Here is an 11894-nt window from a genome sequence, read left to right on the forward strand (position 1 = left end):
CCTCCCCGAACAGTCACGCACGCGGTGTTGGGTCAGCGGTGGTGGCCGCCGCCGTGGCGGTGGTGGCCCGGACTCGTCGTCGATGAAGCGTCCGCGGTCGCTGCGGAGGGCGAAGACGGATCCCGGCACGGCAACGAAGCCACCAGGTACCTGCTGCCGGGCCGAGCTCCCGGGCGCCCCCGAAACCCTGCGGGACTGTCCGACAAACTCAAGCGATACGGCCTGCCCGCCCGCGCAGCCCGGAACACGGCCATGATGCAAGGCTCGCCGACCTGCCACCCGTCGTGCTCTCCGACTTGATCGGCATCCAGCCGAGAACCGCGGAACGCTTCGCAGCCATGGCCGGCGAGAACTGGTCCGACTACCTGGCCGCGACTCGCCCGCACCAAACGATTGGACCGGACGTGGCTGAAAGGAGTTGAAGGAGCGGCCCTGCGTCAAGGTGGTCCGGGAACATGAACAAGCGTCACCTGCCGTCGCCTTGGCGCCGCTCACCTGGCCCCTGTAGGTGGGCTGGGCGAGCAGTGCTCTTTGCGCTCGTCGGCCGGGGTACCCCGGGCCGTGTCTTCGCGCGATGCCGGGGCTCTGGCGCCGGGAGCCGGTCGGTTAGTTCAGGAGGGCGATGCGGATGGCTCGTTCGACCTGGTTGGCGGTGTTTTCGTGTCCTGCGGCGCTCGGGTGGACCAGGGTGACGCGCTTGCCGATGGCACCGCATGACATGGGACGCCGCCGCAGCCAATGCTGATCAACCCGCTTCGCGGTCCTCCGCGTCCTTTGAATCATACCGACGGGACTACCAGCGCGCGGTAGCGTCGTCCTCGGCCGGGTCTGTAGAGATGCGGGAGTGAGGGACATGGTGGCACGCAGACTCCTGGCGTTCGCCGACGCTCTGGTGCTTCTTGGTGCCGAGCCGCCGCGGCTGGCGGCGTTGGATCGGGCGCTCGGTGGGGCGTTGAATCTGGCGACCGCCGGGGTCAGCGGCACGGTGATCGGCATGGCCGACGCCAACGGACGCCTCCTCGGCCTCGGACGCGATGCGATCCGCGGCGTCGGCGCCCGTCTGGACCGTTCCCAGGGGCGTGCGGAGCGGACCGATGTGCTGCGCGCGGCGCACACGGTCATCGTCGTGGTGGCCTTCTTCGAGGCGCTGGAGGAGTTGGAGCTTCCGTTCACCCTCGCCGAGGTGCGGTTGACCCGGGACGAGCAACTCGCCCTCGCTCGGGCCGAATCGGGCTCGACCCCGCAGACGCCGGACCTGGTATCGCTGCTGCTCGCCACGGACCTGCCCTGCCCGGCACCGCACATACCGGGCTCGGTGCTCACCGCAATGTTGCTCGCGAGTTACGCGGACTACGCCCGCAGGTTCTACGCCTTCCTCGAAGGCCTTGCTCTTTGGGAGCACATGGAGGCGTCGCGGCGCCTTCGGGCCCATGCGGCTCTCATGGATGACCTGCCGCGCGCGGCGCATGACCGATACCAGAGCCTGTACGTCGAGCTCGCCAAGGAGGCACCCGAATTCGGTTTCTGGGTCACACATGTAGCGCAGCAGGCAATCCACACAGACGTCGGCCGTGCCCTGTCCGGGATCGAGAGTCTCCTCACCCGCACCACCGAGGCGCTGCGCCCGCCGGTCGACGTGGCCTCCGCGCTGGCGCGCGCTCACCGGGCGGCGCTCGCTCATTCTGTGCTGGACGCCGCGTCGGCGCCGGACGGCATTAGGATTCCCACCCTTCAGGACCTCTACCTCGACCCAGACTTCCGCGTCAGTGCCGTTTCCGGGCAGGCCGCACCGGCAGACCACGAGTGGTGGGGGCGACTGCCCCTCCGCCGAGACCTCACCCGCTACCTGGCCGGGGCCCTCACCTCTCCTCAGCTCGCCGAGGCGCCCCTGCTGATCCTGGGCCAGCCCGGTGCCGGCAAATCCGTCCTCACCCGGGTGCTCGCCGCACGGCTCCCCTCCGTCGGTTTTCTCCCCGTGCGCGTGCCGCTGCGGGACGTCCGGGTGGAGGACGACCTGCAGGACCAAATCGAACAGGCGATCCGCTCCTCCACCGGCGAACGGGTCAGCTGGCCGGAACTGGTGCGCGCGGCATGTGGCAGTACTCCTGTTCTGCTCTTGGACGGCTTCGACGAGTTGCTGCAGACGACCGGCGTCCACCAAACCAACTTCCTGGAGCGCGTGTCCCAGTTCCAGCGGCGTGAGGCGGATCAGGGGCGGCCCGTGCTGGCCTTGGTGACGAGTCGGACCTCCGTGGCCGACCGCGCCCGATACCCCTCCGGCATGGTCGTCCTGCGCCTGGAGCCCTTCCGCGCGGAGCAGATCACGACCTGGCTGGCCGTGTGGAACGAGGCCAACATGGCCGGACTCTCGGCGCACGGCCGCGGCCCGCTCACTTGGCAGCACCTCGAACGGCACGCCGAACTCGCCTCTCAGCCCCTGCTGTTGACGATGCTCGCGCTGTACGACGCTGCCGAGGGTGCTCTGCGGCGCGCCGACGACGACTTCGACGTCACCGAGTTGTACGAGCAGCTGCTGTCCTCCTTCGCCCGGCGCGAGGTCGGCAAGACGACACTCCACGCCGTCTCCGACGAGGACACGGCCGCCCTCGTCGAGCAGGAACTGCAGCGCCTGTCGCTCGTGGCCTTCGCCCAGCTGAACCGGGGTCGTCAGTGGGTGTCGGCCGACGAACTCGAGCAGGACCTCACCGCCGTACTGGGCAGGCAGCCGGTGCGGCCACCGGGATTCCGCACCCCGCTCACCTCCGCCGAAACGGCGCTCGGGCGCTTCTTCTTCGTCCAGCGAGCCCAGTCAGTGCGGGACGGCCAGGTACTCGCCACCTACGAGTTCCTGCACGCGACCTTCGGCGAGTATCTGGCCGTACGCCTCACCCTGCACCTGCTCACCGACCTGCTCGCACCCCGCCCCGCGCTCTCTCTCGGGGACACCCGCATCGACGACGACCTCGCCTACGCACTGCTTTCCTACACATCCCTGGCGTCCCGGCAGATGCTGCGCTTCGCGCGGTCGCTGACCGGCAGGCTGTCCATGGCGGAACGGCGCCGGCTGACTCGGACCCTCATCCAGGTTCTGACCCAGCACACGACGCGCACCGGTGACCAGCACCCGGCCTACCGGCCCGCCCTGCTGCGCACGACGACACGCCACGGCCTATACGGTTCCAACCTCGTGCTCCTGACGGTGCTACTCGCCGAGCGCTGCTCCGCCGCCGAGCTGTTCCCGGGCTCCGCGGACCCGCCGGGTGCCTGGCACCGGCACTGCCTGCTGTGGCGCTCGGCGATGAACGAGAGCCAATGGACGGACTTCGCTCTGTCCCTCGACGTGCATCACACGTGGGACGGCGAGGGCCGGGTCCTGGAGATATCGCTTCGCTCCGAGCCAGGCACCCCACCACAGCCCCTCGACATGAACTGGCACTTCCGCTACCCGCGAGGCAGCGGAGACCAAGGCTGGTCACGGTCGTACTGGGACGAGCTGTGGCACAAAACGGCCGTGTCCAGCGGGACCAATGACTCGGTGATGCGGCATGCCCTGGACCCGGTATTCCGGTGGCTCGGCCAGGCCGTGACCATGTTCAGTTCGGTCGACGGTGCTCCGGCCTCATCGCTCGCCCACGACCTGCTCGAACTGCTGCTGGCCGATCGCACGACCATGAGCGACAGGGAGCTCGGCGATCTCTACGATCGGGCGCTCCAGGGAACGCGGCTGCTGATGGACATGCGCCACCCCCATTTGGTGTCGGCCGTGCACGCCCTTTTCACGGCCTTCGGCCAGGACAGGGGACGAGTCCCCGGTGACGCACACGACGACGTTTTGCAGTTTCTGGCACAGCTCATCCAGCTCATGTTCGGTGACAGCGAGAGGGCACAACCATTGCCGGTGACCGTCTTCGATGCACTGTCCCATGCGCTGGCATCCCACCGGCCCTTGGTGCACGCCCTCATATCGGCGGAAGACCGGGCCCTGATCGCGCGCCACCACGATCCGGACGCCGGCCCGCCGGAGTGAGCAGGCGGGCCGACGGCCGGCGAGGCAGTCGGTTGGCGACTCCGGTTGCTTCGCCCGCCCGAAGCCCACGTTTGTCCCGGCTGGTTTCGCTGAGGCGTATGCGCTTTCACTTCCGCTTCCGTCACCGCTCGCCGTCTGGCCGCTGGCGCACTCGCCGCCGGCGCCCTGGTCTCGGTGGGGACGCTGCCGGCGTCCGCCGCCGACCACCCCCGCCCCGAGCGGTCGGAGGTGCAGATCTCCGCTGTCCAGTACGACTCCCCCGGACGCGACGACCGCTCCAACCGCTCCCTGAACCGCGAGTGGGTGGAGATCACCAACACCGGCCGGCGCGCGGTGAACCTGGACGGCTGGACCCTGCGCGACGAAGACGGCCACACGTTCACCTTCCACCACTACCGCCTGGACGGCCGCTCCACCGTCCGCATCCACACCGGTGAAGGCCGCGACACCCGCACCGACCTGTTCCAGGACCGCCGCAACTACGTCTGGGACAACCGCTCCGACACCGCCACCCTCCGCAACGACCACGGCCGCTTCATCGACGACGCCTCCTGGGGCCACCACCACCGCCACGGCGGCGGTCACCACCACGGCGGCCGCCACCACCGCTGACCAACCCGGCTGCACGCGTGACCGGTGACCGGCACACGCGTGACAGCTGAGACGCACGGTCGTTGAGCAGCACAACTCCATATGCTGGGCCCCGGGGAGGCTGCTTCCCCCGGGGCCCGTGACGTTGTCCAGGCCGGGCCGTCCTTGCGTGTTCAGCGTTTGACGGTGCCCATCTGCTCGGGGATCGTCTGCCGGTGCTCACGGTCAGCGGTCCGCGTGTGCGCACTGGTCTTGGAGCGGGTTGGCCGGGTGTCCCAGGTGGAGGGGCGGTCGGCTGCGGTCCGGAGCCTGTTGATGCGGCGGGCGAACTCGTGCCCGGGCAGCGGAAGCTCGGAGTCGGGCTCGCGGAGATAGCCGGCCGCCACAGCGGTCGGGACGTAGGCCATGAGCTTGCTGAGTCCGGGTGGTCGTGAGCGGGCGGTCTGCTGGGCAAGGTGGCGCAGGATCCGCATGAAGTGGGTGGTGGAGGTGCTGGTGATCCGGTGATCTGCCGGATGCCAGGCTCCCGCGTGGTCGAACGCGGGGGGTTCGGGAGGGGGCTGGACGTCATCGGTCTGGCGGTGCCAGAAGTCCGCGGTGTCCCGCTCCCCCAGCGCCAGGTGGTGCAGGTAGAGGCAGTAGGCGGCTGCGGCTTGTCCGGCGCCGGCGGCGTACTGCCACCAGAAGCGGGCGCCCTCGTCGGTGTCGGTCAGTTGCAGGACGCAGGCGAGGACCAGGGCGGCCCCGGGTTCGGGGACCTGCTCGGTGACGAACCTGGCGACGGTGTGCGGCGGCCTGATGCAGCCGGGACTTCGACGCGAAACCATCCTGCGGGCTTCCAGTAGATGGGGCTGGTCGTACCGCCTATGCGCCTCTGAGCTGGTGAAACACCCCGATCGACTTCCGCACCTCGGATGCCCGTTCCCGCTCCACCCCATACTCGCCCGCAGGGGGGTGCGGCACTGGCGCACGAGTTTTTCAGCGATGCCGGCAACGTCGTCCGGAGCGGCGAAGACGCGGCGCAGCGAATCGACGGTGGCTTCGAACAGGACCTCGTCAGTGTCAGTCCCAAGCTGGGCATAGGACCGCCGCACTTTGTGCCCTCTGGTTCCCCGATACGTGAGCGGTGGCAGCCACGCGCAAGGACACATCGCACAACCGATCGGTTCATGGACGTGTGAGGCGAGACGGAGACCAGTTGTGAAGTCGGCAAGGGTGCGAATGATGTGAAGGGCTGGCGAGGGCGTCCACAGCCAGTGCCATACGTGACGCAGCACCCGCAACCTGCCTCCTAAACGTCCGTTCCCTTTGATATGACCCCTTCCCCACCACCCTCCGCGGCCCCGCCAGACTGGACGCACTGCGCGACGGGCGCCGGACCGGGCGATCCGGTTGGCTGCCGCGGCTACCCGGTCGACCCATACGACCTGTGCCTAGCCCACCTCTCCGATGTCGATCGCACCGCCTACCTCCGCGGTCTCGGCCCCGGCAGCGCCGTGGACCACCGCGGCACGTCGCTGGATACGCCCCTGATCCAGCGGCTTCTGTGGGCACTGCGCGACCCCGCTACCGGTAATGCGCGCTTCGGCTTCGCCGACTTTGGGGCGGCAACCTTTGGGAACGGCGCCTACTTCGAGTCGGCAACCTTCGAAGGCGCTGCCCGTTTCGGGTCGGCGACCTTCGAGTCCGACGCCTACTTCGGATCGGCAACCTTTCAGTTCTCCGTCGACTTCGGGTCGGCGACCTTCCAGGGCTCCGCCGACTTCGGGTCGGCGACCTTCCGGCGCTCGGCCTACTTCGAGTCGACAACCTTCAACAGCGGTGCCCGCTTCGGGTCGGCATCTTTCGAGCGCGATGCCTACTTCGGGTCGGCGACCTTCGAGCGCGACGCCGACTTTGGGGCGGCGACCTTCGAGCGCGACGCCGACTTTGGGTTGGCAACCCTCCAGCGCACAGCAAGCCTAGGGCCGTTGGCGTGTGCAGGCCGAGTGGAACTGTCCGGGACGGTGTTCGGCGCCGCAGTGACCATCGCTCTTGCCGCGCGACATCTGGAGTGCCATCGGACGCGCTGGTCGGCAACGGCCGCGCTGCATCTGCGGTACGCCACCGTGGACTTCACGCACGCCGTCGTCGCCCACCCCCTCAGCATCGTTGCGGAGCCCAACGGCTTCGTCATCCCCAGTGTGGGACAGGTGGACGAACGCGTTCTGGCTAGTGCTGCCGGCGACCCCGTGCGGATCGTCTCGCTGCGCGGGGTGGACGCAGCCCATCTGGTGCTCACCGACATCGACCTCACCGACTGCCGGTTCACTGGGGCGTTCCACCTGGACAAGCTGCGCATCGAAGGGAAGTGCACGTTCGCCGTTCCCCCGGAACAAGGGCGGTGGACCCGGCGTCGGGTCCTGGCCGAGGAACACCACTGGCGCGCCCTGACCCCCGGCAACCCCGCCACACCGCGCGGTTGGACGCCTGGCCCCCATCACCCGGACCCGGCTCTGACTCCGGGCCCGGACGAGCTGGCGTCCGTTTACCGGGCGCTGCGGAAGGCTACGGAGGACGCCAAAAACGAGCCGGATGCGGCGGACTTTTACTACGGCGAGATGGAGATGCGCCGCCACGACCGTGCCCGCCCGCGGGCGGAACGGGCGCTGCTGACCGTCTACTGGGCCCTCTCCGGCTACGGGCTGCGGGCCTCCCGGGCCCTGATTGGGCTGCTTGTCGCCATGACGATGACCGTCGTATTGCTGATGCTGGTGGGGCTGCCGTCCCAGCCTCGCGTGCAAAGCACCACCGGGACGCTGACCGATAGCGGGAGCGTCGCCTTGAGCACCCGGGCTTCGGTTCCTGGCGGAGAGACACCCAGGCCGTGGGCCGACCGGTTCAGCTGGTCGCGGGCGGAGCGCGCAGCACGGACCGCAGTGAACTCGGTGATCTTCCGGTCGGCCGGGCAAGGCCTGACCGTGCCCGGCACGTACGTCGAGATGACCTCGCGTCTGGTGGAGCCGGCGCTGCTTGCGTTGGCCCTTCTAGCGATCCGTGGCCGTGTGAAGCGCTGAGGGCCTACTGGTGATACGGAGACACGGATGGTCTGGCTCCTGCTGCAGGTTGACCGCCTACAGCACGCCGAGCAGGGCGTTGTCCTCCCACTGGTCGACGACTTCGAGGTAGCCGGCGAGGACCTTGGAGTGGGGGCCCAGCCGCCTTGCTTGGCGATGACGATCTGGTCGTGGCCCTTCAGGCGGGATGAGGTGGCGAGCCCGCGGCGGGGGCTGTGACCGGTGAAGCGGATCTCGATCCCGGCGCGTTCGCCAGCGCGGGTGACGGTGTCGCCGATGGACTCGGGTTGGAGCCCGCCCTCCATGACGGTGTGCCAGCGGTTGTGCAGGCGGCGCCAGGCGTAGCCGTCGGGGTCGTCGAGCCCGGCGGCGTCCTTCCAGGCCTGCCAGGCGCGGACGGGGCAGATGGAGGGGCGGGAGCCGTAGGGGACGGGCACGACGCGGGGGCGGATCTTGGAGACGCCCATGTCGGCCTGGATGCCGCCGGGGGTATCGGCGTAGTCGCGCACTCGGTTGGCGGCCAGCTCGTGCTCGCGGCCGGCGACGGCGAAGTGCATGAGGACCAGGGCGCGGTCGCGGGTGCCGCGGAGGTTGTCGGGGCAGGCGGCGCTGATCGCCACGAGGTGGTCGACGAGAAGCGGCGGGGCCTGGCCCCGGCCGCGGGTCTCGCCGTTGGCCTCCATCTCCTTCACCAGCTGCTTGAGCCGGTTGCGGGCGAGGTGGGCGACGCCTTCCTCCATCTGCACTCCGTGCTCGGCGCGGGCGGAGACCACGGTGCCGGAGAGGCGGCGGTCGATGGTCGACGGCGCGGTGTACGTCCCCTTCTTCCCTCCGGGCTGGGTCCACAGCCACTCGACGAACATCACCAGCGTGCCGGGGGTGACGGCGAGCACGGGCACCTCGCAGGCGGCGCAGAACTTGTTCCAGCTCGCCCAGTCCTGGGCGTAGCTTCTGCGGGTGCTGGCCTGGCGGCCGTCCGCGACGGTGCGCACGGCCTGGCGGTCGATGTGGTCGAGCGCGGCCCGGGTCGCGGTGTCGTACTCCTCCGGCCGGGCCGGTGCCGCCGGGATGATGACCGGTACGGCCGTATTCGGACTATCCGACATGATCCGCCCCGTCCACCGGACTTGAGCGCTTTCATGGAACCTGGATATGGGGAGCTTATCCGGCATCCACGGAGCAGGGTTGGCCCGGCCGGCCAACAAGGGGGCGGAGCCAAGAGCGGCTTCATCAGGCGACACGATCGTCAGCCCACCGGGACGTTCTCCCGCTGGGAGTAGTCCGTCCCCACATTCGCGGATGGGGTCAAGAGCTGGCCCATCTCGATACTGCCGCTGCAGTCGGCGCCCCCCTGGGAGTCGGTCACCCACGTAGGGCCACCGATCAGACTGTCGTCGCTGAAGTAACCCGCCTCGAAGGTATGCGCGAACTCCTCCAGCGCAGAGATGATCTGGCGACTCCAATCGCGCTGCTCTTCCAAGCCCTCCCGGTCGTACTGCCCCAGGTCGGGATAGGCCAGCTCCACCTTCATCAGCGGTTCGGCGCGTCCCTCTGCCGGGCAGCCAGCGAACCCATCGGTGACGTGGACCTCGCTGACGTAAAGGGCAACCAGATTCTTGGTCTCGTGCGGAAGATCGGACTTCTGCACCCACTTCTTCACGTCAGCCGCCGTCACGCGGCCAAAGTCCTTGACTACGCCGTCGCTACGTCTGGCCGGCAGCTCGTCGCTGATGCTGCACGCAGACAGAGCGAACAGACAAGCGGTGACGGCCAGCCCGTGCGCCAGCGCGCCGCGTATCGCCCTTGACCCTGCAACGTTCGAATAGTTCATTCCCGCCCCTTGATCACCCCATGGGCCGACCGGCGCCCACAGCAGCATCATCTGCAACCTCCCCCAGTCGGCACGAAGAGGGGCCCACACTGCTCGACGTCAGGCCCTCGCCTGTCGCGAGGGCCTCGCCTACGTTGCTCGCTGATGGCAGGTGTCCCGACGACTCTGGGAGCGCCGTTCCCTGCGGTAGCAGGCCTGGCGCTGAGGAGAATCGCAGGCCTGCCGGCCCGCGGGCTCCAGGCCCCGGCTCCCGTCATCGCGAAGGCGCTCGGTTACCACGCCAAGACAGCCACTCGCTTCGTCACCGAAGCCGGAGGAACATGGAGCCGATACGCCTCCGGCGACCACAAGCGATGAAGCGCGGTACTTACGCTGGCTCCGCTGAGCCGCGTTTGTCCTCCACGTGCACGACGTGAAGCTCGGTGCCGTCCCGGTGGCGCTTGGAACGTCCGAACAGTCCGACAGCGATCTGCGACTGATCCTCAGGCTCATCGGGGCCGACATAGGTAAGAACGTCGTTGTGATGCCCGGTGACGACCCATCCCTCGTCGTCCTTGAGGTCGATCACCCCAAAGTCTCCTGCCGAAGATCCGGCATGAGCCGGGCCGAACTTCTTCAGGAGGTCGGTGGCCTGTTCAGCAAGCTCCCCTTCCGGAGCGGTCAGCACGACACAAGTGCCATGCTGGAACAGCACCCACGACTTGCGCGGGTCGGCGAGAAGCCGATGCCAGACATCTATCAGTATCTCGGTGTCCACGCCGGTCATCATGCCGCAGAGCACCGACACAGGGTGACGATCGACCGACGGCTACGGATTGTCAGCGCCCTGTCTTACGATCCCGCCTAGCCAGCTACGGGCAAGAGGGGTGCAGTGGAAGCTATTCGCCGAGGTGACAGAGGCAAGCAGAAGGCCTGGGTGTGGCTGATGGTGCTGACTGCGCAACGTGGCCTGTGCGTGTATTGCGGCCGCTCCCCGTCCACCACACTGGACCACGAAAGGCCGATCGCCGGGGCAGGCCACGACATCTGGTGGAACTTCGTCCCTGCCTGCAAGCCCTGCAACCTCCGGAAGAGCAAGCACGAGAGCGCCGCGCATTGGGCTGCAGATATGGACATCTGCCACCGATATCCGGAGCTGACGCGCTCCAAGTGGAGGATGAGCCCGAAGGTCTTCGCTGGCATCACACGACGCGTGGAGCGCGTCCAGCGAGAGATAGCCGACGCCGATCGCCGCGAGTGGTTCGAGCTGCACTACGGCGAGGAGAAGTGGGGGAACAAGACTGAGCTGTTCAAGATCCTTGATCGCTGCAAGGCGGAGCTCAAGGGGTACCCGCACTACCCATGGCGGACCCCGAAGGTCAGGGAGCTGAAGGGGTACTGCACGCGCCTGATCTGCTGCGGTTACTTCCATCCGCAGGCGAGGCTCCTGCACGCGTTCCTGGAGGGGGAGGAGGTCAGAGCCTTCCAGCGCTCCGTCTTCAACGAGCGCGCACACGAGGGCGAAGTGCTCGGCCGCCTCGTCCGGGAGTACCTCGCTGACAGGGAGCGCGATCTCGACGACGAGGCATAGTTGTCCAGGCGAGAGAAGAGGTCGGTACAGCACTTCGCCGGGCCTTCTGGCTGCGCACCTCTTGCCCCGAGGTGAGCTTCCACCCGGCGCGCAGGTATTGGTGCTGCACCGCGGTGGCACGCTTGGACGACTGCCCGCAAGCGTTGGCCGCCTTCCACCGCCTGGCCCGCCTCCGCCCCGCTGTCCACCGGTTCCGCAACCCGGTACTGAAGCAACCCCGGCTGGCTCCCGGGCCGCTCGATGGTCGGCTGATCTTTGCCGTAGACGGCGAGGGCACCCGGGAATGGTCCATCCCGTGGCCACAAGAACTGGGCGAAGTCGATTCCCGTGTATGGCTCACCGAGGACCCCTTGTCGGCGGACCGGGAGACGGTCCTCGAAGAGGAACCGCTCAGCCGCCTTCTCCTGCAGTACACCCTCTACGAGGCCATGAACGCCGCCCTCTACCAGGCATGGGCCTACTGCATGCCGACCGCCCGCCTCGCTCCGTTGTGGAGCATGCTGCGCCCCGTGCCCCTGAGCCCATTCCTGCCGGCCTACACCGCAGAGACGTTCTTCGTCGCCCCAGGACTGCTCACAAGGATCAGCAGCGAGGATGACGAGGCCACCGTGTCCTTCGCCGCGCTCCACCGCGCTACCCTGACGCCGCTGCTGGAACACGGGTTTCGCTGGTCTCGCTTCGATGACTGAGCATGAAGGCCGTGACGATACCGGACAGGACTCCACCTAGTAGTGCTTGGTCAGGTTCGTATCGGTGTGGGTATGTCGTGGTGGCAGGTGGGGCAGACGCCGGTCCAGAGGGCGAGGAGTGTCTGCAGCT

The 11894-nt window shown here is 68.2% G+C and carries 9 protein-coding genes and 1 pseudogene; 7 read left to right on the top strand and 3 right to left on the bottom strand.

From position 1 onward, the window contains the following. Positions 1–853 precede the first annotated feature (853 nt). On the top strand, positions 854–4027 hold the full coding sequence (locus ABTX62_RS34825; RefSeq protein ID WP_352119932.1) for an NACHT domain-containing protein: 3174 nt from the start codon (positions 854–856) through the stop codon (positions 4025–4027). A 135-nt stretch (positions 4028–4162) separates the two neighbouring features. Further along, positions 4163–4639: a lamin tail domain-containing protein gene (locus tag ABTX62_RS34830; protein ID WP_502998069.1), complete on the top strand. Its 477-nt coding sequence runs from the start codon at positions 4163–4165 to the stop codon at positions 4637–4639. Between the two features lie 152 nt (positions 4640–4791). Here the strand turns inward: ABTX62_RS34830 and ABTX62_RS34835 are convergent, their stop codons facing one another. Further along, entirely contained in the window at positions 4792–5445 is a 654-nt protein-coding gene (locus ABTX62_RS34835) for a hypothetical protein (RefSeq protein WP_352119933.1), read from the bottom strand. A gap of 669 nt (positions 5446–6114) precedes the next feature. On the opposite strand from ABTX62_RS34835, the gene ABTX62_RS34840 reads away from it, so the two are divergent. Both ABTX62_RS34840 and ABTX62_RS34845 read left to right on the top strand, forming a co-directional pair. After that, positions 6115–7674: a pentapeptide repeat-containing protein gene (locus ABTX62_RS34840; protein WP_352119934.1), complete on the top strand. Its 1560-nt coding sequence runs from the start codon at positions 6115–6117 to the stop codon at positions 7672–7674. 774 nt (positions 7675–8448) lie between these two features. Next, positions 8449–8622: a hypothetical protein gene (locus tag ABTX62_RS34845; protein ID WP_352119935.1), complete on the top strand. Its 174-nt coding sequence runs from the start codon at positions 8449–8451 to the stop codon at positions 8620–8622. A gap of 298 nt (positions 8623–8920) precedes the next feature. On the opposite strand, the gene ABTX62_RS34850 is transcribed toward ABTX62_RS34845, so the two are convergent. Continuing rightward, positions 8921–9556 (bottom strand): hypothetical protein, encoded by a 636-nt coding sequence (locus tag ABTX62_RS34850; protein ID WP_352119936.1) that lies wholly within the window; start codon positions 9554–9556, stop codon positions 8921–8923. Positions 9557–9872: 316 nt separating this feature from the next. Then, on the bottom strand, positions 9873–10274 hold the full coding sequence (locus ABTX62_RS34855) for a hypothetical protein (RefSeq protein ID WP_352119941.1): 402 nt from the start codon (positions 10272–10274) through the stop codon (positions 9873–9875). 156 nt (positions 10275–10430) lie between these two features. Between ABTX62_RS34855 and ABTX62_RS34860 the strand changes: the two are divergent. The 3 genes and pseudogenes from ABTX62_RS34860 to ABTX62_RS34870 form a co-directional block, all read left to right on the top strand. Beyond that, positions 10431–10571, top strand: a pseudogene (locus ABTX62_RS34860) (HNH endonuclease); the annotation flags it as partial. Positions 10572–10613: 42 nt separating this feature from the next. Next, positions 10614–11075 carry a hypothetical protein gene (locus ABTX62_RS34865; RefSeq protein ID WP_352119942.1) on the top strand — a complete coding sequence of 154 codons (462 nt, stop codon included), beginning with the start codon at positions 10614–10616 and terminating at the stop codon, positions 11073–11075. 122 nt (positions 11076–11197) lie between these two features. Next, complete coding sequence (locus tag ABTX62_RS34870) at positions 11198–11764, top strand: hypothetical protein (RefSeq protein ID WP_352119937.1); 567 nt, start codon at positions 11198–11200, stop codon at positions 11762–11764. Positions 11765–11894 lie beyond the last annotated feature (130 nt).

The organism is Streptomyces sp. NPDC096046 (assembly GCF_040303285.1).
Classification (GTDB): domain Bacteria; phylum Actinomycetota; class Actinomycetes; order Streptomycetales; family Streptomycetaceae; genus Streptomyces.

Coding starts and splice junctions, on each gene's coding strand:
- ABTX62_RS34835 (WP_352119933.1), bottom strand. CDS start 5,445: ATGGTTTCGCGTCGAAGTCCCGGCTGCATCAGGCCGCCGCACACCGTC.
- ABTX62_RS34865 (WP_352119942.1), top strand. CDS start 10,614: ATGGACATCTGCCACCGATATCCGGAGCTGACGCGCTCCAAGTGGAGG.
- ABTX62_RS34855 (WP_352119941.1), bottom strand. CDS start 10,274: ATGATGACCGGCGTGGACACCGAGATACTGATAGATGTCTGGCATCGG.
- ABTX62_RS34825 (WP_352119932.1), top strand. CDS start 854: ATGGTGGCACGCAGACTCCTGGCGTTCGCCGACGCTCTGGTGCTTCTT.
- ABTX62_RS34850 (WP_352119936.1), bottom strand. CDS start 9,556: ATGATGCTGCTGTGGGCGCCGGTCGGCCCATGGGGTGATCAAGGGGCG.